This window comes from Streptomyces sp. NPDC094143 (assembly GCF_040303825.1).
GTDB lineage: Bacteria > Actinomycetota > Actinomycetes > Streptomycetales > Streptomycetaceae > Streptomyces.
The window spans coordinates 64,361-88,870 of the sequence record NZ_JBEOTZ010000026.1 but is presented as its reverse complement, the minus strand read 5'-3'; the positions used below and the strand labels follow the sequence as shown (position 1 = coordinate 88,870).

The window sequence follows — 24,510 nt, the reverse complement described above, 5'->3', positions numbered from 1 at the left end:
CACCCTATGACCGGTGTCATAAACCCGGCTACTATGACCGCTGTCATAACCGAGGGCGGCAGGAGCGGCCCGGCCGCGCCGGGCCGGAAGAGGCGGTGCATCGTGGACGTCGGTTTCATCGGCCTGGGGGTCATGGGGCAGCCCATGGCACTCAACCTCGCCCGTGCCGGGACGCCGCTGGTGGTGTGGAACCGCACCGCGCAGCGGTGCGCACCGCTGCGGGCCGCGGGCGCCGAGGTCGCCGCGAGCGCGGCCGAGGTCTTCCGGCGGTGCGGCACGGTGTTCCTGATGCTGGCCGACGAGGCCGCCGTCGACGCGGTGCTGGGGCGAGGCGGACCGGACTTCGCCGCGCGCGTCGCCGGACGCACCGTCGTCCACATGGGCACGACGTCCGCGGAGTTCTCCAGCGGCCTCCAGGACGACGTCCGCGCCGCGGGCGGCCGGTACGTCGAGGCACCGGTGTCGGGATCGCGCGTCCCGGCCGAGCGGGGCGAGCTGGTGGGAATGCTGGCGGGTGACAGCGCCGCAGTGGCGGCCGTGCGGCCCCTGCTCGCCCCGATGTGCCGGGAGGCGTTCGGGTGCGGGGCGGTCCCGGGCGCGCTGCTGATGAAGTTCTCGGTGAACCTGTTCCTGATCACGCTGGTCACGGGGCTCGCCGAGGCGTTCCACTTCGCGGACCGGCACGGCGTCGACCGGCGGCTGCTCCGGGACGTGCTGGACGCCGGGCCGATGGCCAGTGCCGTCTCCCGGGTCAAGGCGCCGAAGCTGCTGGAGCGCGACTTCGCCGTCCAGGCGGCCGCCGCGGACGTCCTGAAGAACAACCGCCTGATCGCCGAGGCCGCCCGCGCGGCGGACCTGGCGTCCCCGCTCCTGGACGTCTGCCACGCCCTCTACGAGGAGACCGTCGCGCGGGGCCACGGCGCCGAGGACATGGTGGCGGTCCTGCACGCCCTGGAGGCCCGGACGGCGTCGGCCGCCGTCACACCACGTCCCCCGGCTCCCGGGACCGCGTCGGCACCGTCGGCCTGACGGGCGCTGCTGGGCCGTGTCAGCAGCGTTGCAGGTCAATACGCCTGGCCCGCCGCGCGCGGCCCGGCCCCGGGCAGCGGCGGCAGGGCCGTCCCGTGGATCCACGCCCGCAGCAGTTCGTCCACCGGCTCGGTGGCGAAGCGGGACACGTGCGCCGTGAAGGCGTCGGTCGTCACCGTGCCGCCCCGGTGCTGCCGGGCCCAGTCCCGCAGCATGCGGAAGAAGGCGATGTCGCCCAGGGCGTGGCGCACCACGTGCAGGACGAGCCCGCCGCGTTCGTAGAGCCGGTCGTCGAACATGGACTTGCGCCCCGGGTCCGCAAGCCGCAGGTCCTGCGGCAGTGACGACAGCAACCGGTGCGCCGAGGCGGCGAGTTGCTCCGCCGTGCGCCCGCCCGAGCGCTCCGACCACAGCCACTCCGCGTACTTCGCGAACCCCTCGTTCAGCCAGATGTGCCGCCAGTCCGCGATGGTCACGCTGTTGCCGAACCACTGGTGCGCCAGCTCGTGCGCCACCAGGCGCTCCGAACCCCGCACCCCGTCCACGTGGTTGGCGCCGAACAGTGACAACCCCTGCGCCTCGACGGGCACGTCGAGCTCCTCCTCGGTGACCACGACCGCGTACTCGTCGAACGGGTACGGCCCGAACAGCTCCTGGAAGACCTCCATCATCCGCGGCTGGCGCGCGAAGTCGCGCGAGAAGTCGCCCAGCAGACGCGCCGGGATGTGCCCGTGCTGCGGCACGCCGCCCGGCCCGGGGTCGCCCAGCAGCACCGTCTGGTACGTGCCGATCGCCAGTCCGACCAGATAGCTGGAGGTCGGTGCCGGCTGCTCGTACACCCAGGTGGTCGTGCTGGCCTTCGTCGTCCGGGTCAGCAGCCGCCCGCCCGCCACCACCGCGTACGCCGACGGCGTGGTGACCGAGATCTGGTACGACGCCTTGTCGGCGGGCCGGTCGTTGCACGGGTACCACGACGGTGCCCCGATCGGCTGACTGGCCACCAGCGCGCCGTCCTCCAGTTCCTCCCAGCCGAGCCCGCCCCACGGGCTGTCGACCGGCTCGGGGTTGCCGGACCAGCGCACCTCGACCGTGAAGGCGGCACCGGCGCGGACCGGCTTGGCGGGGCGGACGCGCAGCCTGCCGCCGCGGTGCGTGTAGTGCGGCTGCCGTCCGTCGACCCGCACCCGGCCGATTCTGTAGTCGGCCAGGTTCAGCACGAACTCGGTCAGCGGCGCCCGTCCCGCTATGGCGTTGATGCGGGCCGTCCCGGACAGCCGGTTGGGGCCCGGGCGGTAGTCCAGCGCGAGTTCGTACCGGTGCACCCGGTACCGCGGGTCGCCGTGCTCCGGGAAGTACGGGTCCGCGCCCGCCACCTGCTGGACTGCCACTGCCGTCTGTGCTCCCTGCGCCGTGCCGCTGCCATGTGGTGCCGGTCCGCCGTCCGCCGGCTCCGCGCGGCCGGCGCTCAGGAGCGCCATGCCTCGATCGGGTTGCCGAGCCAGCGGGTGTCGTCGGGGACGGACTCCGCGGCCATGACGAGCGACGCGGGACCCAGCGTCGTACGGGCCCCGATCGTGCTGCCGGGCAGGACGATCCCGCCAGGACCCAGCGTCGCGCCCTCACGGAGGACCACAGTATCCGTCCGCAAGATCCGGTCGTGGAAGAGGTGGGTCTGCAGGACGCAGCCCCGGTTCACGGTGGCCGCGTCCCCGATGGTCACCAGGTCGGTCTCCGGCAGCCAGTAGCTCTCCACCCACGCGCCCCTGCCGATCCGCGCGCCCAGACCCCGCAGCCAGGCCGTCGTCACCGGCGTGCCCGGCACGGCGCCCGCCAGCCACGGCACGGCGAGCACCTCGACGAAGGTGTCCGCCAGTTCGTTGCGCCACACGAAGGGGGACCACAGTGGATGCTCCCCGCTGCGGTGCCGGCCCACGAGCGCCCACTTGGCGACGATCGAGACGAGGGCCGCGACCGCTCCCGCCGTGAGGAGCACGAGTCCCGACAGCGGCGGCGCCCACGCCCCCAGCGCGCACAGCGCGGCCACCGTCAGCACCGCGAGACCGGCCGAGCAGATCACCGGGGCGAGCCGGCACAGCTCCACGAGACCGCGCGCCCACAGCAGGCGTGCCGGCGGGTCGTACGTCCGGCTCCCGTCACCGCCGGCCGCCGCACGCGGCAGCTTGACCGGGGGCAGCCCCAGGTAGGAGCTGCCCTTCTTGGCCTTCTTCGGTGTCGCCGACAGCACCCCGACCAGTCCGCCGTCCGGCACCGACCGGCCCGGCGCGGTCATCCCGGAGTTGCCGAGGAAGGCCCGCCGCCCGATCTCGGCCCGCCCGATCCGCATCCAGCCGCCGCCGAGTTCGTACGGCGCGGTCAGCGTGTCGTCGGCCAGGAACGCGCCCTCGCCGACGGTCGTCAGGCTGGGCAGGGCCAGCACCGTCGACACCTCGGCGCCGCGCCCGACGCGCATTCCGAGCAGCCGCAGCCACACCGGTGTGACCAGCCCGGCGTACAGCGGGAACAGCGTCTCCCGGGAGCGGTCCATCAGCTGCGTGACCGTCCAGGCCTGCCAGCCGGTCCTGCTGTGCGTCGGGTACGTGCCCTCACTCAGCCCCAGGCTCAGCAGCCGTACGGCGGCCAGGATCAGCAGCGCGTACGCGGCCCCGTAGGCGAGCGTCGCCGGGACGAGGGCGAGCGCGACCCCGCGTACGGTCACGTCCGGCGTGAGGAAGGAGTGGGCCACCAGGAGCGCCGCCGCGCCCGCGAGGACCGGCAGGGCGCTCAGCGCGAAGCCCGTCACGCCGTACATCACCCGCCAGTGCGCGCCCCGCGCCGGGCGTTGTCCCGGCCAGTTGCGCTTGGCCTTGCCGAGTTTGACGGCGGGCGCGCCCGCCCACCGCTGCCCGGTGGGGATCTGCCCGGTGACGGCCGAACCGGGCGCCACCTCGGCGCGCTTGCCGACCCGGGCGCCCGGCATGAGCAGGCTGCGCGTGCCGACGACGGCGTGCGCGCCCACCTTCACCGGGCCGATCTCCAGCCGGTCGCCGTCCAGCCACCAGCCCGACAGGTCGACCTCGGACTCCACGGCCGCACCGCGCCCCAGCTTGAGCATCCCGGTGACCGGGGGCAGCGAGTGCAGGGCGGCGTCCGGGCCGATCCTGGCGCCCAGCGCCCGCGCGTACCGCTCCAGCCAGGAGCCCGTCAGCGAGGTGGCTCCGCTGAATTCGGCGAGCCGCTCCGCGGTCCACAGCCGCAGATGCACGCCGCCGCCGCGCGGGTACCGGCCGGGCCGCACGCCACGGAGCAGCAGCCGTGCGCCTCCGGCGGCCAGGGCGAGGCGCCCCGGCGGGCTGAGCAGGGCGACGGCCCCGGCGGCGAGGAGCCACCAGGGGGCCGTGGGCAGCCAGGTGCAGCCGGGCAGCAGGGCGCCGAGGGCGGCCAGTGCCACGGTCCAGCGCAGGCCGAGCAGGGTGAACAGCGGTACCAGGAGCAGCAGTTGGACGGCCTGGGCGCGCCTCGGCACGGGAGCGACGGTGCGCCGGGGCTCGTCGTCGTGCGCCGACTTCTCCAGCCGCCGGGCGAGCTTGCGCAGCACCGGCTGCTGGTAGATGTCCAGGACGGCCGCGCTCGGGTAGCGGGTCCGCAGCCGGGTGGTCAGCTGGGCGGCGGACAGACTGCCGCCGCCGATTCCGAAGAAGTCGTCGCCGGCGCCGGTGACCGGGATGCCCAGCACCTCGGTCCACTGCTCGGCGAGCCAGGCCTCGGTGCCGTGGAGCGGCTCGGCGGGGCCGCCGGTCCGCAGGCCCTCAAGCGGCCAGGGCAGCGCGGCCCGGTCCACCTTGCCCGAGGTGCGGGTCGGCAGTTCCTCGACCGGCGCGAGCAACGGCACGAGTGCGGCGGGCAGTTCGGCGCGCAGCTTCTCCACGGCGAGGGCGTGGTCCCAGCCGTCCTGGGTGACGACGTAGCCGACCAGGAGCTGGTTGCCGCCGCGGGCGGTCCGCACGGCGGCCGCCGCGCCGGCGACCGAGGGCAGGGCCTGGAGTGCGGCATCGACCTCGCCGAGTTCGATCCGGCGCCCGCCGAGCTTGATCTGCTCGTCGGCCCGTCCGAGGAAGACCAGCCCCTCGGGCTCGGCCCTGACGAGGTCGCCGCTGCGGTACGCCCGTTCCCAGCCCAGGGACTCCAGCGGCGCGTACTTCTCCGCGTCCTTGCCGTCATCGAGGTAGCGGGCCAGCCCGACCCCGCCGATCACCAGCTGCCCGCTCGCGCCCATCGGCACGGGTTCCCCGGCCTCGTCGACGACGGCCAGGTCCCAGCCGGCCAGGGGCAGCCCGATGCGGATCGGCTCCCGGCCGCTCAGCAGCGAGGCGCAGGCCACCACGGTCGCCTCGGTCGGCCCGTAGGTGTTCCAGACCTCGCGTCCCTCCGTCACCAGCCGCTGGGCCAGTTCGGGCGGGCAGGCCTCCCCGCCGAAGATCAGCAGCCGTACGTCGTTGAGGGTCTCCGGCTCCCACAGCGCGGCGAGCGTGGGCACCGTCGACACGACGGTGATCTCCTGCTCGACCAGCCAGGGCCCGAGGTCGGCGCCGCTTCTGACCTGTGCACGCGGCACCGGCGCCAGACAGGCCCCGTGGCGCCAGGCCAGCCACATCTCCTCGCAGCTGGCGTCGAACGCCACCGAGAGGCCGGCCATGACCCGGTCCCCGGGCCCGATCGGCTCCTCGGTGAGGAACAGGGCGGCCTCGGCGTCCACGAAGGCGGCGGCGCTGCGGTGCGAGACGGCTACGCCCTTCGGCCTGCCGGTGGAGCCGGACGTGAAGATGATCCACGCGTCGTGTCCGACGCCGGGACGCGCGGCGGGGGTGCCGGACGTGCCGTGCGCGGTGATCTCGTGCCCGGCCCCGACGACGGCCCGCACGTCCGCCTCGCCGAACACCAACGCGGCCCGCTCTTCCGGGTCCTCGGCGTCGACGGGCACATAGGCGGCACCGGCCGCGAGCACGGCGAGGACCGCGATGTACAGCTCGTTGGTGCCGGAGGGGACCCGGACCCCCACCCGGTCCCCGAGTCCGACGCCGGCGGAGGCGAGCCGCCTGCGCAGCCGCTCGACGTCCGCGGCCAGCGCCCGGTAGGTCAGGCAGGTGGTGCCGTCGTCCAGGGCGGGCTCGTCCGGGTACGACCGCACGGACGCCTCGAAGACGTCGACGAGCGTGCGCGGCGATGCCGCCGGACCTCCCGGGAAACGTGCCGTGTCCCCGAACCGCCGGTGGATCTGTGCGCCGAACTCTTCGTCGAGCAGGCCGAGAGCGTCGCTCTCCTGTACGGCTGCCATCCCGGTCCTCGCGTCTGGATCCCGGATGCCTCCGGGGCGCTGGTGGGCCCGCAGGTGTGCCTGGGGTTGTCCGGCTCCAGCTGCCAACAAGCCGGAAATCTTAGTACCAGGCTGGGTTTGGGCGCTTCGCCGCGCCACCCGGGGTGGCCGTCCGGGGGTGTCGCGGGGCTGACGGGAAGAGCCTGACCTGGGGCTTCTCAGGGCGGGGAGACTTCCCCCACACGACTTCCCCCACACCGGCGGGCCGGGCGCACCGGATCTGCCGGTCAGCGCGCCCTTCCCCGCGGCTTCAGCGGCATGTTGGGCAGGGCCGGTGCGGGGAGGGGGTCGCCGTCGTAGCCCTGGACGACGCCGAACCGCGTGCCCCGTGTCCAGTCCTCGCGCGCCTGCACGATCTCCTCGTGCGAGCGGGCGATGAAGTTCCACCACATGATGATCTCCTCCCCGAAGGGAGGCCCGCCGAGCAGTACCGTCCGGGCCGGGGCGCCGGAGTCGTTCGCGAGGGTCAGGGTCGCGGATCCGCAAGGCAGGTAGCCGAGTTCGGCCGGTTTCAGCGGGGCGCCGGCGAGACGGACGTCGCCGGTGTCGACGAGCAGGCCGTGTTCGAAGGCGGTGTCCACGGGGAGGGTGAGCGTCGCTCCCGGTTCGAGGGTGATCTCGGCGCCGAGCAGGGGCGTGAAGGTCCGCACCGGGGAGGTGCGGCCGGCGAGTGTGCCCAGGAAGACGCTGACGGCGGCGCCGTCGACGCGTACCGGCTCGGGCACGTGGTGCTGGAAGTCCCGGGCGGTGTCGCGGTGTTCGCCGGGCAGGGCCACCCACAGCTGGACGCCGTGCAGGACGGTCGTCGCCGGGGTGGAGACCTCGGAGTGGGCGATGCCGTGTCCGCCGGTCATGAGATTGAGCTCGCCGGGGCGGATCAGGGCGTGGGTGCCGAGGCTGTCGCGGTGCTCGATCTCCCCGCTGAAGAGCCAGCTCACGGTCTGCAGGCCGGTGTGCGGATGCGGGGGCACGACCATGCCCGTCGCGGTGGCGTCGACCGGGCCGTAGTGGTCGGCGAAGCACCAGGCGCCGATCAGGGACCGGGCCCGCTGGGGCAGCGTCCGGCGCACGGGCAGGGCGCGCGGGCCGCCCAGGGGCACCTCCCGCGGGGACAGTACCTCGACGTGCGGCGTCCCGGCCGGTGCGCCGCCGTCCGCGCTCGCCCCGCAGCGCAGGGCCTCCGGCGCGGTTTCCACGTTGCTCACCGGGACCACCCCTCACCCACTCCGGTTGTCACATCAACCACTATGTCACGCGGTCCGGCGGACGGCCACGGCGGATGTCGTCAGGGTCGCTCCTCGTCCATCCGGGCGAGCACCCGCTCGGAGATCTCGGCCAGGGTCCGCAGCTCCGCCGGGGTGACGTGGTCGAGGAACAGCTCGCGCACCGCGGCGACATGACGGGGAGCGGCGGCCTCGATCGCCGCACGCCCCGCGTCCGTGATCACCACGAACGCGCCGCGGCCGTCCTCCGGGCACTCCTCGCGCACCACCATGCCGCGCCCGGCCATGCGTGCGATGTGGTGGGACATCCGGCTCTTCTCCCACTCCAGGGCGCGGGCCAGGTCGTGGTGACGGCGGCGCCCGTCGGGGACGTCCGTCAGCTGGACGAGGACCGCGAAGTCGGCGGGCGAGAGGTTCGACACCGACTGCAGCAGACGTCCCAGACGCCCTCCGAGCCGCTCCTGCAGACGAACGAAGCCCCGCCAGGCGCGCTGCTCCTGAGGCGTCAGCCATCGCGCTTCTTCTGCCATGGGCGAAGTCTACGCATGGTTGACACATCATCCACTTCCCGCCTGTGGTCCGGTCCCGTCCGCGGCCCGGCGGCCTGCCGGGTTCACGACGGCCTTCGTCGTCGCCGCCCTGGGCGGTGAGCTGCCGGACCCCGCGCCGGCGCCCGCGACCGGCTGAGGTTCAGCTCTGCCGGGCGTGCACCGGGCTGTTGGCGACGTCGTCCGGGCAGGTGGGGTGCGCCTCCCGCGAACGCCGGTCGCGCCGCCAGTCGAACGCCGCGAGGGCCAGGGAGGCCGCCATGCCGACGATGCCGGCGACCAGCGCGAGGAAGAGGGCGCCGCGGTAGTCGTCGTCACGGTGGCCGAGCACCAGGTAGAAGAGGCCGGGCAGGGCCGCTGTGCCCACGGCGGCGCCGAGCCGCTGCCCGGTCTGCAGCGCGCCGCCCGCAGCCCCGGCCATGTGCACGGGGACGTCCCGCAGGGTCATGGTGATGTTGGGCGAGATCACGCACCCGCCGCCGAGGCCGCCGAGGAACAGGGCCGGAGCGGACAGCCAGGGGGCGATCCCGATCGGCGCGAAGCGCAGCAGCAGCGCGGTGCAGCCCAGCCCGAGGATCACCCCCGTGAGCCCGCCCACGGTCAGCAGCCGGCCGAGCCGGTCCACCAGCCGGCCGGAGACGGCGGCGGCGCAGGCCGAGCCGACGGCGAAGGGCGTCACGGCGAGGGCGGACCGCAGCGGCGAGAAGCCGAGCCCGTGCTGGTAGAAGAGGGCGAAGACCAGCCAGATGCCGCTGAAGCCGATGAAGTAGAGCGTGCCGACGCCGGCGCCGACGGCGTAACCGCGCACCTCGGTGAACAGGCGCGGGTCGAGCAGCGGCTGGGTGTCCCGGGCCAGCAGGCGGCGCTGCCACAGGGTGAAGACGACCAGCAGGGTGGCGCCGACGGGGAACAGCCACCACAGTCGGGTGAGGCCGCCGCCCTCGGCCTGCACCAGCGGGTACATGAGCGCCAGGACGCCGAGGCCGAGGAGCAGCACCCCGGGCAGGTCCACGTGTCCCCGGCCCGACCGCCGGGTGCGGGGCAGCAGGCGGCGGCCCAGGAGCACGGCGAGGATGCCGATGGGGACGTTGATGTAGAAGATCCACCGCCAGCCCTGGGGGCCGTCGGCCAGCGCCAGGATCAGCCCGCCGGCGAGCGGGCCGACCGCGGAGGAGATGCCGACGGTGGCGCCGAAGAACCCGAAGGCGCGTCCGCGTTCCGCGCCCCGGAACATCTGCTGGATGAGCGCGGAGTTCTGCGGTGCCATGAAGCCGGCCGCCAGGCCCTGGGCGAGGCGGGCCGCCACCAGCAGGGCGATGCTGGGAGCCGCTCCGCAGGCCGCGCTGAACAGCACGAAGCCGCTGAGGGCGAGCAGGAAGATGCGGCGCCGGTCCAGCGCGTCGCCGAGGCGGCCGGCGGTGACCAGGGCCAGGCCGAAGCTCAGGGCGTAGCCCGACACCACCCATTGCACCTGCGCGGCGGAGGCGTGCAGCTCCCGCTGGATGGTGGGCAGGGCCACCGCCACGATCGACACGTCCAGCAGGCTCATGAAGCCGGCGACCAGGGTGACCCAAAGGGCCCGCCAGCGGCGCGGCTCCGGCTCGTGGTCGCTCTCCGCTGTGCCCCGGGTCCCGCCGCCCGGCGCCGATGCCGTCACATGAGCTCCTTCCGCCAGGGGCCGACCCGGGCGAACCAGGTTCCCCACCAGGGCACCAGCACACACGACCGGACGCGCGTCCGCGACCGCGGGCGGGCGGGCCACTCACCCGGGCCACCTTCCGTCACCCACGGTGATCGTCTTCCCAAGCAGCACGAGCCGGCCCGCGCCGGCGCCCTGAGGCCGTGTCGGCGGGAGGGACATCGCGGACATGGCCTAGGCCCCGCGGCCCGTCGCCGAGGCGAAGCCGAGCCAGGTGTGGCGGTTGTTCCACCAGCACCAGCCGACCTTCGGGGCGTCGCGGCGCTCGCGGCCGTCCCGCCCGGTGCCGTTGCTGATCCAGATCGCCGGGGTGCGGGCGTCCAGCCTGCCGTCGGGCTTGCGCAGCCGGGAGCCGATGGTCATGAAGCAGCGGTTGCGCTCCAGGGCCTCGGGCTGCTGGAGCAGCCAGTGGATGCCCTCGGTGAGGACGAGCGGGGTGCGGTCCTCCCCGGTGAGCGCCGGCAGGGCCTCCTCGGGGCTCCGGTTGGCCAGGTGGTCGCCCCGGTCGACGCCGGTGACGAGGTAGAGCGGGGCTTCGGGCAGCTCGACGCCGCACGGCGTGAACGCGTCGACGTCGGGCATGTCGACGACGACGAAGCCCGGCTTGCCGTCGCGGCGCAGCAACGGCGCGAGGGCGGAGGCGGGGACCCGGTCCGGGTGCACGGCCAGCAGGGCACCGTCGCCCTCGGCGGCGGCGGCGAAGGCCCGGACATCGTCGGCGGACAGCCCGGCGATCTCGTGCACCCCCAGCTCGATCAGCCGCTCGGCCTGCGCGGTCGGGGCCGGCAGTGCCGGGAGGACGGTGGACGGGTCGGGCAGGGCATCGGGCACGGTGCTCCCTCGGGTCGGCGACGCGGGCGAACTCCTGGGCAACGACCGGGCACTTGGGGTCGTTCCCGCTCCGGCCGGCTGCGGGAGCATGCGGTCACTCGGGCAGCGGCCGGTCGTCCACCACGTGTTTCATGACCAGCGTGGAGTTCAGGCGCTGGACACCCGGCAGCCGGGCGAGGCGCTCGTCGTAGAGCTGCTGGAAGGCGGCCAGGTCGGTGGTGGCGACGCGCAGCAGGTAGTCGGGGTCACCGAACAGGCGCTGGGCCTGCAGCACGTGCGGGACGGCCGCCACGCCCTCCTCGAAGGCGGAGACGGTGCCGGCGTCCTCCCAGCGCAGGGTGACGAAGACGAGGGCCTCGAAATGGAGGCCCACGGCGGCCGGGTCCACCACCGCGCGGTACCCGCGGATCGCGCCCTCGCGTTCCAGGTCGCGCAGCCTGCGGTGACAGGGCGAGACGCTCAGCCGCACACGGGCGGCCAGCTCGGTGACGGTGAGACGGCCGTCCCGCTGCAGCTCGGTGAGAATTTTCCGGTCGAGGGCATCCATGGCGAAGATTCTGCCCCGGATCTCGCGATCATGGAGTAAAGAAGGGAACACCTTCGCGCCGTTCCGGCCTAGCCTTCCTCTCGCACCACGGCACGTGAGAGGGATCGCTTCATGGACACGACGACGCTGGCGGCCTTCCTGGCCATGGATCTGCTGCTGGTGTTCACACCCGGCGCGGACTGGGCCTTCGCGATCACGGCGGGCCTGCGCGACCGGTCGGTCGTGCCGGCGGTCGCCGGGCTGGTGGCCGGCTACGCGGGATACACCCTGCTCGCCGTGGCGGGTCTGGTCGTGGTCGTGGCGAGCTCGGGGACCCTGCTCACCGCGCTGACCGTCGCGGGGGCCGGCTACCTGGTGTGGCTCGGGTGGGAGACGCTGCGGCAGCCGGCCGTGCCGGGGGCCGCCGGGCCCGGGGCGGGGACGGAGGGCTCCTCCCGGCTGAGGGTCATGCTCCGGGGCGCCGGGACCAGCGGGCTGAACCCGAAGGCGCTGCTGCTGTACTTCTCGCTGTTCCCGCAGTTCATCGACCCTGCGGGCAGTTGGCCGGTCGCCACGCAGACCGGTCTGCTCGGCGCCCTGCACATGACCGCCTGCGCCGTCGTCTACCTCGCGGTCGGGGTCCTGGCCCGCACGGTGCTGAGCACCCGGCCCGCCGTGGCCCGGGCGGTCACCCGGGCCTCCGGTGCGGTGATGATCGTCATCGGCGGTCTGCTGCTGGTTGAACGCCTGGGCGGCTGACGGCCCGGCTCGCGGGAAGCGGCGCGACCGTCGCCGTCACGGCACCTCCGGTCCGCGGAACTCGCCCATCGCGTCGATGAGCCAGCGCCCCAGGTGGTCGGCGAACGAGGAGCGCGGGAACAGGCGGTAGGCCGGCCGGTCGTCCACCTGCCAGATCAGCACGCCCACGGGACCGACCGTGGTCGACACCGCGCGGCCGGGTCCGAAGGCCCGCGGGTGCAAATCCAGCGGGCAGCCCTTCTCCAGCACCTGCCGGGCGGCGGGGCCGCTCAGCTCCAGGGTGGTGCGCTGGGCGGAGACGTCGACGACCGACCCGGGGTCCGCTCCGAGGACCTCCCGCAACTCGGCGGTCAGGGCCGCCCCGTCGGCCCCGGACAGCACCAGCCACTCGTCCGGGCCGAGCCAGACCAGCGTGTGGCGCCCGGATGAGGTGGTGTGGCCGCAGTGGTCCGGGAGCGGCGCGCCCAGGGTCTTCTCCAGGCGCCCGGCGGCTTCGCGGGCGGGGTCGGCGCGCAGGTTCACCATGGTGCGGAACGGCAGTTCGGTCAGCGTGACGCCCCGGGCGCCGGTGACGGCGGCGGCGCGCATCCGCTCCGCCAGGTGCGCCAGGGGGCTCACCCGTGCGTCGGTCGTGGGGTCAGCCATCGCGCCTGGTCCCTTCCGGGTCGTAGAGGACACAGTCGGTCACCTCGACGGGCACCAGGTCCTCGCCCACGGGGGCGAGCAGGGTCTCGCCGATCCGTGACCGCCCGCCGGCGACGAGCGCGAGGGCGAAGGGGCGGCCGAGGGCCGGGCTGTAATAGCTGGAGGTGACGTGCCCGAGCATCGGCACGGGCACCGTGTCCGGACGGACGTCCGGGGCGACGAGCTGGGTGCCCTCCGGCAGCCGGGTGGCGCGGTCGGCCGGCAGCAGGCCGACCAGGTGCCTGCGGTCCGGGCGGGCGGTGTCGGCGCGGGAGAAGGAGCGTTTGCCGAGGAACTCCTTGTGTCGCGACACCACCCAGGCCATGCCCGCGTCCTGCGGGGTGACGGTGCCGTCGGTGTCCTGCCCGACGATGATGTAGCCCTTCTCGGCGCGCAGCACGTGCATGGCCTCGGTGCCGTAGGGGGTGATGCCGTACGGCTGCCCGGCCTCGTGCACCCGCTCCCAGACGGCCTGGCCGTACCATGCGGAGACGTTGATCTCGTAGGCGAGTTCGCCGGAGAAGGAGATCCGGCAGATGCGGGCCGGGACACCGCAGGCGAGGGTGGTCTCGCGGAAGGCCATGAAGGGGAACGCCTCGGCCGACAGGTCCACCTCCGGTGCGAGCGGCGCGAGGACCTGGCGCGAGCGGGGGCCCACCACCGCGATCGTCGCCCACTGCTCGGTCACCGAGGTGCAGTACACGTCGAGTTCGGGCCACTCGGTCTGCAGCCACTCCTCCAGCCAGTCCAGGACCGCGGCGGCGTTGCCGGTGGTGGTGGTCGTGAAGTAGCGGCTGCCGTCGAGGCGCAGGGTCACCCCGTCGTCGAAGATCATGCCGTCGGGCTTGCACATCACGCCGTAGCGGGCCGTGCCGGGCTTCAGCTTCCTGAAGGCGTTGGTGTACACGCGGTCGAGGAACTCGCCCGCGTCCGCGCCCCGGATCTCGATCTTGCCGAGGGTGGAGGCGTCCATGAGGGCCACGCCCTCGCGGGCCGCGCGGCACTCCCGGGCCACGGCAGCGTCCATGTCCTCGCCGGGCCGGGGGTAGTAGCGGGGGCGCTTCCACTGCCCCACGTCCTCGAACACCGCCCCGTGCGCCAGGTGCCAGGCGTGCAGGGAGGTCGTCCGCACCGGGTCGAACAACTCGCCGCGCTCCCGCCCTGCCAGGGCGGCGAAGGCGACCGGCGTGTACGGCGCCCGGTAGGCGGTGGTGCCGATCTCGCCGGGGGAACCGCCGAGGAGCCCGGCGAGCACGCCGATGGCGTTGACGCCGGACGTCTTGCCCTGGTCGTTGGCCGTGCCGAGCGAGGTGTAGCGCTTGACGTGCTCGACACCGCGCATGCCGGTGCCGGTGGACCGCCGCAGGTCGGCGACCGTGACATCGCGCTGGAGGTCGACGAAGTGCGTGTCCCACGTGCCGTCGGTGCCGGGGACGAGCCACAGGGCGCGCGTCGGGGCGCCGGGAAGGGTGCCGGGAGAGGCGGCGGCGGGCGGCGGTACGGGCACCGGGAAACCGGCCTCCGTCGCGGCCAGCGCCCCGGCCCGCGCCCCTTCGGCCAGACAGCCGTCCAGGTCGTACGTCCCGTTGGCCGCGCCCACGATCCGCTGGCCGGGGACGGTCCCGGCGGGGACGAAGGCGGCCCGGTCCGCGTCCCAGCGCAGCCGGCCCTGGCGCTGGCTGTGCAGGTGCACCACCGGGCTCCAGCCGCCCGATACGGCCAGCAGGTCGCAGTCGAACGACTCGGGGGCCCCGGTGGGTTCGCCGTCCGCGCCGATCCCGCGGACGGTGACGGAGGTGATCCGTGACGTGCCGGCCGTGCTGACGACCGCGGCTGACGTGCGGACGGGCACACCGGTCGCGGCGGCGACCTCGGCGGCCCGCGCGGACCGCCCGGCCCTCGCGTCCACGACCGCCGCCACGGCCACGCCCGCGGCGTGCAGGTCCGCGACCGTGTCGTACGCGCTGTCGCCGGTGGTGCTCACCACGGCCCGTGAGCCCGCCGCGACGCCGTAGCGGCCGAGGTACGTGCGGACGGCCCCGGCGAGCATCACCCCGGGCCGGTCGTTGCCGGCGAAGACCAGGGGACGTTCGTGCGCGCCCGTCGCCAGCACCACCCGGCGGGCCCGGATGTGCCACAGCCGCTGCCGGGAGACGCCCTCGACAGCGGCCGGACCCAGGTGGTCGGTGCGCCGCTGGAGGGCCGTCACGTAGTTGTCGTCGTACGCGCCGAAGGCCGCGGTGCGCGACAGGACGACGGCCTCGGGTGCCGCCTCCAGCGCGGCGCGCAGCCCGGCGACCCGGTCGAGGTCGCCGGACAGCAGGGAACCGCCGGGCTCGGGCTGGTCGTCGAGGAGCAGCACGCGGGCGCCGGAACCGGCGGCGGTGGCGGCGGCCGCCAGCCCGGCCGGTCCGGCCCCGACGACCAGCACGTCGGTGTGGACGTACTTCTTGTCGTAGACGGCCGGGTCGGGGGCCGGGTCGAGCCGGCCCCGGCCGGAGAGGGTGGTGGCGGACAGGCCGTCGTACAGCTCCACCGTCGTGGCCGGGAGCATGCTCTCCGCGCAGGGGCCGTCGATGCGCAGCAGGGCGTTGGGCTCCTCGACGCCCGCGGCGACGATGCCGCGCGGGCGGCCCCGGTAGAGGGAGGGGGCGGCCTCGACGAGACCGTGGGCGAGCAGGGCGGAGGCGACGGTGTCGCCGGGGTGGCCGGTGAGCTCCCGTCCGTCGACGGTGAACCGCAGCACGGTGGCGCGGTCCACCCGGCCGCCGCGCGGGAGCCGGAAGCGCTGGTCGGTCATCGGGTCCCTCCGGGGCGGGGCTCGTCGAGCCGGTACGAGGTCAGCACCTCGTGGGTGGCGGTGTCGCGCAGGACGTTGAACCAGCGGCGGCAGCCGGTGCCGTGCACCCACCGCTCGGCGAACTCGCCTTTGGGGTTGTCGCGGTGGAAGAGGTAGGCGGCCCACTCCTCGTCGCTCAGGCCGGCGGGACGCACCGGGTACGGGACATGGGCCTGTCCGCCGTAGTGGAACTCCGTCTCGTCCCGCGGGCCGCACCACGGGCAGGTGATCAGCAGCACGGTGGTGTCCTCCTCAGTGGGCCACGGCCGCCGCGCCGTGTTCGTCGATCAGGGCGCCCGTCGTGAAGCGTTCGAGGGCGAAGGGCGCGCTCAGCGGATGCGGCTCGCCCGTGGCGAGGGTGTGCGCGAAGGTCCAGCCGGCCGCCGGGGTGGCCTTGAAACCGCCGGTGCCCCAGCCGCAGTTGACGTAGAGGTCCGTCACGGGGGTGCGGCCGATGATCGGGGAGGCGTCCGGGGTGACGTCGACGATGCCGGCCCAGGTGCGCAGGACATGGGCGCGGGCGAAGACGGGGAACAGCTCGACGGCGGCGGCCATCTGCCGTTCGATGACGTGGAAGGAGCCGCGCTGCCCGTACCCGTTGTAGGAGTCGACGCCCGCGCCCATCACCAGTTCGCCCTTGTGGGCCTGGGAGACGTAGACGTGCACGTGGTTGGACATGACGACGGTCGGGTGCACCGGCTCGTGCAGCTCGGAGACCAGCGCCTGGAGCGGATGGGACTGCACGGGCAGCCGCACGCCCGCCCGTCCGGCCAGGACGCTGCTGTGCCCGGCCGCCGCGAGGCCGACCCGCCCGGCGTGGATGCGGCCGCGGTCGGTCTCGACGCCGACGACCCGGTCGCCGTCCTTGAGGAAGCCGGTGACCTCGCAGCCCTGGATCAGGTCGACGCCCAGGGCGTCGGCGGCGCGGGCCAGCGCCCAGGCGACGTGGTCGTGCTTGGCGATGCCGGCGCGGGGCTGGAAGGTGGCGCCGAGGACCGGATGACGGATGTGGGGGGAGACGTTGAGGATGGGGCAGACCCGGGCGACCTCGTCCGGCTCCAGCCACTCGGCGTCGATGCCGCCCAGCCGGTTGGCGCTCGCGCGGCGGACGCCCTCGCGGACGTCCTGGAGGGTGTGCGCGAGGTTGAGGACGCCACGCTGGCTGAACAGGAAGTCGTAGTCCAGTTCCTCGGGGAGGCGCTCCCACAGCCTCAGCGCGTGCTCGTACAGGGCGGCGCTCTCGTCCCAGAGGTAGTTGGAGCGGATGATCGTGGTGTTGCGGGCCATGTTCCCGCCGGCCAGCCAGCCTTTCTCCAGCACGGCGACGTTCGTGATGCCGTGGTTCCTGGCGAGGTAGTAGGCGGTGGCCAGGCCGTGCCCGCCGCCGCCGACGATCACGACGTCGTAGGAGGAGCGCGGCTCGGGGTTGCGCCAGAGGAAGTCGGGGTGCTCGGGCGGCGGTCGGTCGGTCATGCCGGGCTCCATCCTGACGGCCGACTCATGCACAACTGATATATCAGTCCGTGCGGTACGGTATGGGAGCTCACCGGACGGGTCAAGGGGGCCTTCATGCAGCAGCTGGTGACCGAGCCCGGGGCCCGGGAGCCCGGGAGCGAGGAGCTGTCCCTCGCCGAACGCGCCTACCGCGCCATCCGCGACCGGCTCGTCATGCTGGAGATCCGCCCCGGCGCACCCGTCCACGAGGAGCAGCTGGCCCAGTCCCTCGGCGTCGGCCGCACACCGGTGCGCGAGGCGCTCAAGCGGCTTCAGTACGAGCGGCTGATCACGACCTACCCGCGGCGCGGCACCTTCGCCACGGAGGTCAACATCACCGACCTCGCCCACATCTGCGAGGTGCGTCTGGAGCTGGAGCCGCTGGCCGCGGCCCGGGCCGCGCGCCGGGCCACGGCCGCGGACCGGGCGGTCCTGACCACGCTGCGGCCAGAACTCGACGGCGCGGCTCCCGGCCGGCAGGACGCCGAGCTCATGCACCTCGACCTCAAGGTCCACCGCGCGCTCTACGCGGCCGCGCACAACCCCTACCTGGAGGACACCCTCGTCCGCCACGACAACCTCGCCACCCGCATCTGGTGCCTGTTCCTCGACCGCCTGCCCGGCATGGCCGGGCACGTCGCGGAGCACGGGCCGCTGATCGAGGCCGTCGTCGCGGGTGAGCCGGAGCGGGCGGCGCGGCTGGCCCGCGGGCACGTCGAGGGGTTCGAGCGGGCGATCCGCACGGTCATCTGAGGCGTCGCCGCTGGTCACCGGCGCCCCTGTCGGCAGACGCGCCCCGCGGGGGCAGGAGCGGGACAATCGGGGCAGGAGCATCGTGAGCAGCCGAGGGCGTCACATCCGGAGGCACCGTGGAGGGACGCGTACCGGAGGACCTGGCGGTGGTCGTCGACGCCGGCGGGGCGGTCCTGGTGTGGAGCGACGGGGCGCGCCGCCTGCTGGGGCACACCTCCGCCGAGATCGTGGACAGGCCCGTCGCCGAGCTGCTGGCCGCCGCCCTCCCCTCGTCCACGCGGCGGCACGTGGCAGACGGGCAGCCGTGGTCCGGCGAGGTCGCGCTGCGGCACCGGAACGGTGACCGGATCGTGGTCCGGCTGCAGGGGACGCCGTTGCTGGACGCGGACGGCAGGCGGCTGTGGCTGGTGACCGGCAGCGCCCCGGCGCACCTGGCCCGGCGCACCGGGTACCGGCCCACGGCCCTGTGGGACCTCACGCTCTCCCAGCTGCCCGTGCCCGTGGCGGTCTACGACCGGCAGGCGCGGCTCGTCGCCGCCAACGAGATCATGACGCAGGTGATGGGCCGGACCGAGGAGGAGATGCGGGGCCTGACGCTGTGGGAGATCCAGCCCAGCCCGCCCTTCGACACCTACGACCGGCTCCAGCGGGAAGTGCTGCGCACGGGCGAGATGATCTTCCACGAGGACAACGGCCAGGCCCCGGGCGAGACCCGGCCGCACGCCTGGTCGATGTTCCTGGCGCCGCTGAAGGACGAGTCCGGCGCCGTGCAGGGCATGTCCGCGACGGTGTTCGACACCACGGAGCAGTACTGGGCCCGACGGCGGCTGGCGGTGCTCAACGAGGCCAGTCTGCGGATCGGGAGCACCCTGGACGTGACCCGGACGGCCGAGGAGCTGGCCGAGGTGGCCGTCGGCGCCTTCGCGGACTTCGTCACCGTGGACCTGCTGGAGTCCGTGGCGCTGGGTGCGGAGCCGGGCCCGCTCCCGGCCGACGCCCCGGTCACCGTGCGGCGTACCGCGCAGCGGTCGGTGCTCCCGGGCTGCCCGGAGTCGGTGGTCGCCGCCGGCGACGTGACCCGCTACCCGGTGGGCACGCTCCCGCTGCGGACCCTGGCCGCGGGCCGGGCCACCCGGCACCGGCCGGGCGACCCGGAGCTGCGCCAGTGGCTCGCGACGACCCCCGCGCGTGCCGAGTCCATGACCCGGCACATGATCCACTCGGTGATGATGGTGCCGCTGCGCGCCCGGGGCGTGACCCTGGGCCTGGTGCACTTCCTGCGGCACCGGACGCCCGAGCCGTTCAGCGAGGACGACCTGCTGCTCGCGGAGGAGATCGTCGCCCGTGCGGCCGTGAGCGTGGACAACGCCCGCCGCTACACCCGCGAACGCCGTACGGCGCTGGCGCTCCAGCGCAGCCTGCTGCCCGAGCGGCCCCCGCGGCTGGCGGCGATGGAGGTCGCCTACCGCTATCTGCCGACCGGCTCCGGGGCCCCGCAGGCCGCACCGGGAGCGGACATCGGGGGCGACTGGTTCGACGTCATCCCGCTCTCCGGCGCCCGCGTCGCCCTGGTCGTGGGCGACGTGGTGGGCCACGGCATCCAGGCCTCGGCGACGATGGGCCGGCTGCGGACCGCCGTGCGCACGCTCGCGGACGTCGACCTCGCCCCCGACGAGCTGCTCACCCAGCTGGACGACCTCGTCATCCGGCTCGACCGGGAGGAGGGCCCGGAGGCGCGCGGGGCCGAGGAGGCGTCGGGGCAGGTCGGCGCCACGTGCCTGTACGCCGTGTACGACCCGGTGTCCCGGCGCTGCACCATGGCCCGGGCGGGGCATCCGCCGCCCGCCCTGGTCACGCCCGGCGGCGACGTCCGCATCCTCGACCTGCCGGCCGGTCCGCCGCTCGGCCTGGGCGGGCTGCCCTTCGAGGCCGCCGAGGTGCTCCTGGAGGAGAACAGCCTGCTCGCCCTCTACACCGACGGGCTGATCGAGGCGGCCGACCACGACGTCGAGGTGGGAGTCGCCCTGCTGCGCCGGGCGCTGGGCGACCCGGCCGGCAGCCTGGAGGAGACCTGCGACCGGGTGCTGCGTGCCGTGCCGGCCGGCCGGCCCGCCGACGACATCGTGCTGATGCTGGCCCGCACGGCCGTGTTCGACGAGGGGCAGGTCCGCACCTGGGAGCTGCCGCCCGAACCGGCGGCGGTGGCCCGGGCCCGCAAGATGGCGGGCGGGCAGCTGGCCGAATGGGGCCTGGTGGAGGCGGAGTTCGCCACCGAACTGATCGTCAGCGAGCTGGTCACCAACGCGCTGCGGTACGGCGGCGCTCCCATCGAACTGCGCCTGATCCGCGACGCGACCCTCATCTGCGAGGTGTCCGACGGCAGCAGCACCGCGCCGCACCTGCGGCGGGCCCGCGTCTTCGACGAGGGCGGACGCGGGCTGCTCCTGGTCGCCCAGCTCGCCGAGCGGTGGGGCACCCGCCAGACGGTCACGGGCAAGACCATCTGGGCGGAGCTGCCCCTGTCCGCCGGAGCGTGAGGCGGTCGCCGGCGGGACCTCCCGTCCGCACCGGTCCGTTCCGGCCCGCGAGGAGGTACGTTCGTCGGGGTGGTTGCCGGTCCGGCCCGGGAGGGAACGCATGACCACACGCACGGCACGTGTCGAACTGACGCCCGCCGCCGAGGACCTGCTGCGGCGGCTGACCGCCACGCACGGCCCGGTGATGTTCCACCAGTCCGGCGGCTGCTGCGACGGCAGCGCCCCGATGTGCTACTCGCTCGGCGAGTTCCGGGTCGGCGCCTCGGACGTCCTGCTCGGGCACGTCGCCGGGGACGTCCCGTTCTGGATGAGCGCGGACCAGTACCGGTACTGGTCGCACACCCACCTCACCGTGGACGTCGTCCCCGGCCGGGGCGGCGGCTTCTCCCTGGAGGCCCCGGAGGGCGTCCGCTTCCTGCTCCGCTCCCGGCTCCTCACGGACGAGGAACTGCGCCGCGTCGAGTCGGAACCCCCGCTGCCGACCGGGGCGGACGGGACGCAGGCGCGAGGGGGGTGGCAACGGCCGGACGCGCCCTAGGGTGGCCCCATGTACACCACGCGGGTCTCCGGCCGTGTCGACGCGCCGTGTGCGGTGGTCTACCGGGCGCTGGTCAGCGCCGAGGCGATCGCGCGGTGGCGGGTGCCGGACGGGATGACCTGCGAGGTGCACGAGTTCGAGGCCCGGGAGGGCGGCGGGTTCCGTGTCTCGCTCACGTGCGAGGCGCCGGACGCCGTGGGGAAGTCGGCCGCGCGCACCGACACCTACCACGGCCGCTTCGCGCGGCTCGTGCCGGACCGGGAGGTCGTCGAGGTGCTGGAGTTCGAGACGGACGACCCCGCGCTCGGCGGCACGATGACCCTGACGAGGACGCTCACCGACGACGGGACGGGCGGCACGGACGTCGTCGTGCTCCACGAGGGCGTCCCCGACGCGGTCCCCGCCGCCGGCATCGAGACGGGCACGCGCGCGGCCCTGGAAAAGCTCGCCCGGTTCGTCGAGTCGGACATCTTCAGTCCCTCTCCTACGGATCAAGGACACGGGCGCGCTCGGGATCGCCGTCCATGACCGAACACGGCCCCCTTCCCTGGCCACCTGCCCCGCTCAGCACCGAACGGCTCGTGCTCCGCCCGTCCGAGGCCCGCGACCGCGCCTGGTTCCTCCACCTGTTCGCCTCCCCGGAGGTCGGGGCCCACCTGGGTGGCGCCCGACCGCGTGCCGAGCTGGATCACTGCGTCGGGGTGCGCCCGGCGTCCGCTCCACCTCGGCCGGCATCCGGCGCCCGGGGCCGGCAAGCGGGGCGAAGCGTGGGACTGCTGAGGGTCTTCATGGTGGACGCGGGAATGGCGGTGGCGCAGATAGTGATCGGCACGGGGGAACTCCCGGGGGTTCTCCGGCACCGTCGGAGAGTTTTCACCGTTCATGAACCGCGGAACGCGCTTCGGAAGTGATGCACCCAGCGCTTCGGTGTGCACCCGTGCGCCCCCCTGGAAAAAGGGTTCATCAAGTCGGCGGCAAGCTTGAACTGGGCAGGACATGGTGCAAGTGCCCTGCAGGTGCAGCGGCACTCTATATTTCTGGCCGACCGAAGCAGGTGGCATTCGATGAACGGCTGCGTTCCGAACCCGGAACAGGCATGGACGGTTGGTACTGCTCCAGGCATATTCCCATCCATCGGCCACGGTATCGCCTTGTTCCGCCGGCCGCTGGAGTTTCTGCATTCTCTCCCCGCGCAGGGCGATCTGGTCGAGATACGCCTCGGTCCTCAGCGGGCGTGGATGGTGTGTCACCCGGAACTGGTCCACAGGATGCTCCGGGACACCCGCACGTTCGACAAGGGCGGCCCGCAGTACGAGCGGCTGCGGACCCTGATGGGCGGCGGGGTCGTCACCTGCCCGCACAGCGAGCACCGCAGGCAGCGCCGGCTGCTGCAACCCACCTTCCGTCCGGCCGCCGTCGCCGGGCACACGGACCTGATGGCCGAGGAGACGGCGTCACTGTGCCGGGACTGGCGGGGCGGGCAGCGGGTCGACGTCAGCGCGGCCATGCTGGGCCTGACGACGCGGCTGGTCAGCCGCGTCCTGTTGTCCGACGCGCTCGGCCCGGCCGCCACGGACGAGGTGCGGCGCTGTCTCGCCGCCATCGTCCGCGGTCTGTTCGTCCGCACCGTCGTACCCATCGACGTGCTGTTCCGCCTTCCCACTCCCGCCAACCGCCGTTACCGGCGCGCGGTGGAGCGGACCCACGAGCTCGTCGACGCCGCGATCACGGAGCGCCGCCGGGGAGCCCCCCGCGACGATCTGCTGGGACTCCTGCTCGCGGCCACGGACCAGGACGACGAGCAGGCGCCGGTCACCGACCAGGAGGTCCACGACCAGTTGGTGTCCCTGCTGCTGACCGGCTCCGAGAGCCCTTCGATGTGCCTCGCCTCCACCGTCGGCCTGCTGGCCCGGCACCCGGAGGTGGAGCGCCGGCTGCACGCGGAGGTGGACTCCGTCCTCGCCGGGCGGTTGCCGGAGGCCGGTGACCTGCCGCGCCTGGTCTACACCCGGGCCGTCCTCACCGAGACGCTGCGCCACTCACCGCCCGGCTGGCTCTTCACCCGGGTCACGACCCGGGAGACGCAGCTCGCCGGACGCCGACTGCCACGCGGCACCACCGTCCTGTACAGCCCCTACCTGCTGCACCATGACGCGGCGTCGTTCCCCGAGCCGGAGCGGTTCCTGCCCGAACGCTGGCTGGAGGGCGAGGCGGCGGCCGGTCCGCACGGGGCCCTGATCCCGTTCTCCGCGGGCAGCCGCAAGTGCATCGGCGACCTGTTCTCCATGGCCGAGATGACGGTGGCCCTCGCCACCCTCGCCGGCCGCTGGCGGCTGCGCCATCCGCCGGGGCCCGTCGCTCCCACGCGGCCCGGGGCGACGCTGGGGCCGCGGTCCCTGACGATGATCTGCGAACCGCGGGCGGACGCACCGGGCGGCGCCTCGCCCCGGGCCGCCGCCCAGGCGCCGTCAGTCCCCGCCGTGCCCGCGGAGGCGGGAGACACCCGGAGGGACGGTGACCAGGATGTCCACCACGCATGAGGACGCCGAGGCCGTCGCGCCGGGCGGCATGCCGGCCGCCACCCTGGTGGAGCTGATCGACACCCAGCTGCACATGCCCTTCCCGTTCCGGCGGAACCCGCTCGAGTCCGAGGCCGCCGCCGACGTCGACCACTGGCTGCGCGCGACCGGTCTGGGCGGCGAACCCGGGGTCACGGCGATGATCTCCCTCACCCGTCCCGCCGAGCTCGCCTCCTACAACAGCCCGGACGCCGACGCGAAGATCCTCCGGCTCGTCGCCCGGCAGATCGCCTACCAGTTCGTCTACGACGACCGCGCGGAGGAGGTCGGGCGGCACCGCCCCGGCGAGCTGCTGCCCATGCTGTGCGAGAGCATCGCGATCCTGCGGGACGGCGCGGCGCCGAGCACCCCGCTGGGAGCGGCCCTGGCGGACCTCCACCGGCAGGTGCGCGAACGGTGCACCCCCGCCCAGGCCGCGCGCTGGGCGGACAGGAGCCGCGAGTACGTGCACGGCCTGCTCTACGAAGCGGTGGCCCAGACCCATCCCTCGCCCCTGCGGTCCGGGATCTGCACCTCGATACGGTCCCTCACCGCGGGCGTCGAGCCGTTCTACCCGCTGTGCGAGGCGGCGCAGCCGTGCGAGCTGACCGACGGGGAGCTGCACCACCCGCTGATGCGGCACCTGAGCCGGCTGTCGGCCGACGCCGCGGTGTGGATCCCCGACCTCTTCTCCGCGGTCAAGGAGCAACGGGCGGGCGAGCTGATCAACCTGGCCCTCGCCTACCAGCGGGCGCACCAGTGTCCCCTGCCGGTGGCCGTCACCCTGGCGGTCCGGCGGATCAACCGGACCATCAGGGAGTTCGAGAGGCTGTACGAGGAGATCGCACCGGAGTTGAGCCCTTCGGGCGTCGGCTACGTGGAAGGCATGGCCGGCTGGATCCGCGGGTGTTACTACTGGTCCCGCACCGTGCCGCGGTACGCGGACGCGGGGACGGCCGCGGCCCTGGAGTGAGGACGGCCGCCGGCCGGCCGGAAGGCTCCCTTCCGGCCGGGCCGGCAGGCACCCATTCGAACCACGTTACCCACGCGGTCCGCGCTCCACTCCGCGGCAGCGGGCCATTCACCCTTCTTCGTCGTGCTCGTTCCGGAATCCGGTCGGG

At 74.1% G+C, this 24,510-nt stretch carries 19 protein-coding genes and 1 pseudogene; 9 read left to right on the top strand and 11 right to left on the bottom strand.

Annotated features, from left to right (window positions below):
* Nucleotides 1-102: 102 nt before the first annotated feature.
* Nucleotides 103-1,029 (top strand): NAD(P)-dependent oxidoreductase, encoded by a 927-nt coding sequence (locus ABTZ58_RS28375; RefSeq protein WP_351362619.1) that lies wholly within the window; start codon nucleotides 103-105, stop codon nucleotides 1,027-1,029.
* A 35-nt stretch (nucleotides 1,030-1,064) separates the two neighbouring features.
* Here ABTZ58_RS28375 and ABTZ58_RS28370 read toward each other — a convergent pair whose 3' ends face one another.
* The 7 genes from ABTZ58_RS28370 to ABTZ58_RS28340 form a co-directional block, all read right to left on the bottom strand.
* Complete coding sequence (locus ABTZ58_RS28370) at nucleotides 1,065-2,417, bottom strand: M1 family metallopeptidase (protein WP_351362510.1); 1,353 nt, start codon at nucleotides 2,415-2,417, stop codon at nucleotides 1,065-1,067.
* Between the two features lie 77 nt (nucleotides 2,418-2,494).
* A complete protein-coding gene (locus ABTZ58_RS28365; protein WP_351362507.1) occupies nucleotides 2,495-6,361 on the bottom strand; it encodes a Pls/PosA family non-ribosomal peptide synthetase in 3,867 nt (1,288 codons plus the stop codon).
* Between the two features lie 266 nt (nucleotides 6,362-6,627).
* Nucleotides 6,628-7,605 carry a pirin family protein gene (locus tag ABTZ58_RS28360; protein WP_351362504.1) on the bottom strand — a complete coding sequence of 326 codons (978 nt, stop codon included), beginning with the start codon at nucleotides 7,603-7,605 and terminating at the stop codon, nucleotides 6,628-6,630.
* Between the two features lie 80 nt (nucleotides 7,606-7,685).
* Nucleotides 7,686-8,153: a MarR family winged helix-turn-helix transcriptional regulator gene (locus ABTZ58_RS28355; RefSeq protein ID WP_351362501.1), complete on the bottom strand. Its 468-nt coding sequence runs from the start codon at nucleotides 8,151-8,153 to the stop codon at nucleotides 7,686-7,688.
* A 160-nt stretch (nucleotides 8,154-8,313) separates the two neighbouring features.
* The gene (locus tag ABTZ58_RS28350; protein ID WP_351362498.1) at nucleotides 8,314-9,828 is read right to left on the bottom strand and encodes an MFS transporter; all 1,515 of its coding nucleotides are present in this window, start codon (nucleotides 9,826-9,828) and stop codon (nucleotides 8,314-8,316) included.
* A gap of 216 nt (nucleotides 9,829-10,044) precedes the next feature.
* Nucleotides 10,045-10,689, bottom strand: coding sequence for a DUF5701 family protein (locus ABTZ58_RS28345; protein WP_351362617.1), 645 nt, complete (start codon nucleotides 10,687-10,689; stop codon nucleotides 10,045-10,047).
* A 106-nt stretch (nucleotides 10,690-10,795) separates the two neighbouring features.
* Nucleotides 10,796-11,248, bottom strand: a complete 453-nt coding sequence (locus ABTZ58_RS28340) for an Lrp/AsnC family transcriptional regulator (RefSeq protein WP_351362495.1) — start codon at nucleotides 11,246-11,248, stop codon at nucleotides 10,796-10,798.
* 111 nt (nucleotides 11,249-11,359) lie between these two features.
* Between ABTZ58_RS28340 and ABTZ58_RS28335 the strand changes: the two genes are divergently transcribed.
* Entirely contained in the window at nucleotides 11,360-11,986 is a 627-nt protein-coding gene (locus tag ABTZ58_RS28335; protein ID WP_351362492.1) for a LysE family translocator, read from the top strand.
* A gap of 36 nt (nucleotides 11,987-12,022) precedes the next feature.
* On the opposite strand, the gene ABTZ58_RS28330 is transcribed toward ABTZ58_RS28335, so the two are convergent.
* From ABTZ58_RS28330 to ABTZ58_RS28315, 4 genes are read right to left on the bottom strand one after another with little or no spacing between them, the layout of a single operon-like run.
* Nucleotides 12,023-12,631, bottom strand: a complete 609-nt coding sequence (locus ABTZ58_RS28330) for a sarcosine oxidase subunit gamma (protein WP_351362489.1) — start codon at nucleotides 12,629-12,631, stop codon at nucleotides 12,023-12,025.
* Nucleotides 12,624-15,470 carry a sarcosine oxidase subunit alpha family protein gene (locus ABTZ58_RS28325; RefSeq protein ID WP_351362485.1) on the bottom strand — a complete coding sequence of 949 codons (2,847 nt, stop codon included), beginning with the start codon at nucleotides 15,468-15,470 and terminating at the stop codon, nucleotides 12,624-12,626. Before ABTZ58_RS28325 ends, ABTZ58_RS28330 begins: the two co-directional genes overlap by 8 nt.
* The gene (locus ABTZ58_RS28320) at nucleotides 15,467-15,748 is read right to left on the bottom strand and encodes a sarcosine oxidase subunit delta (RefSeq protein ID WP_351362482.1); all 282 of its coding nucleotides are present in this window, start codon (nucleotides 15,746-15,748) and stop codon (nucleotides 15,467-15,469) included. Before ABTZ58_RS28320 ends, ABTZ58_RS28325 begins: the two co-directional genes overlap by 4 nt.
* A gap of 13 nt (nucleotides 15,749-15,761) precedes the next feature.
* The gene (locus tag ABTZ58_RS28315; protein ID WP_351362479.1) at nucleotides 15,762-16,982 is read right to left on the bottom strand and encodes a sarcosine oxidase subunit beta family protein; all 1,221 of its coding nucleotides are present in this window, start codon (nucleotides 16,980-16,982) and stop codon (nucleotides 15,762-15,764) included.
* A gap of 96 nt (nucleotides 16,983-17,078) precedes the next feature.
* Here ABTZ58_RS28315 and ABTZ58_RS28310 point away from each other — a divergent pair, with 96 nt between their 5' ends.
* The 7 genes and pseudogenes from ABTZ58_RS28310 to ABTZ58_RS28280 all read left to right on the top strand — a co-directional run bounded on the left by ABTZ58_RS28310 (nucleotide 17,079) and on the right by ABTZ58_RS28280 (nucleotide 24,362).
* Nucleotides 17,079-17,756, top strand: coding sequence for a GntR family transcriptional regulator (locus ABTZ58_RS28310; RefSeq protein ID WP_351362476.1), 678 nt, complete (start codon nucleotides 17,079-17,081; stop codon nucleotides 17,754-17,756).
* Nucleotides 17,757-17,872: 116 nt separating this feature from the next.
* The gene (locus tag ABTZ58_RS28305; RefSeq protein ID WP_351362474.1) at nucleotides 17,873-20,293 is read left to right on the top strand and encodes a SpoIIE family protein phosphatase; all 2,421 of its coding nucleotides are present in this window, start codon (nucleotides 17,873-17,875) and stop codon (nucleotides 20,291-20,293) included.
* Between the two features lie 100 nt (nucleotides 20,294-20,393).
* Entirely contained in the window at nucleotides 20,394-20,831 is a 438-nt protein-coding gene (locus ABTZ58_RS28300) for a DUF779 domain-containing protein (RefSeq protein WP_351362471.1), read from the top strand.
* A 9-nt stretch (nucleotides 20,832-20,840) separates the two neighbouring features.
* Nucleotides 20,841-21,359 carry an SRPBCC domain-containing protein gene (locus tag ABTZ58_RS28295; protein WP_351362468.1) on the top strand — a complete coding sequence of 173 codons (519 nt, stop codon included), beginning with the start codon at nucleotides 20,841-20,843 and terminating at the stop codon, nucleotides 21,357-21,359.
* Nucleotides 21,356-21,529, top strand: a pseudogene (locus ABTZ58_RS28290) (GNAT family N-acetyltransferase); the annotation flags it as partial. The gene ABTZ58_RS28295 and the pseudogene ABTZ58_RS28290, both read left to right, overlap by 4 nt.
* Before the next feature lie 453 nt (nucleotides 21,530-21,982).
* Nucleotides 21,983-23,371, top strand: a complete 1,389-nt coding sequence (locus tag ABTZ58_RS28285; protein ID WP_351362465.1) for a cytochrome P450 — start codon at nucleotides 21,983-21,985, stop codon at nucleotides 23,369-23,371.
* Nucleotides 23,355-24,362, top strand: coding sequence for a (-)-alpha-amorphene synthase (locus tag ABTZ58_RS28280; protein ID WP_351362462.1), 1,008 nt, complete (start codon nucleotides 23,355-23,357; stop codon nucleotides 24,360-24,362). Before ABTZ58_RS28285 ends, ABTZ58_RS28280 begins: the two co-directional genes overlap by 17 nt.
* Nucleotides 24,363-24,510 lie beyond the last annotated feature (148 nt).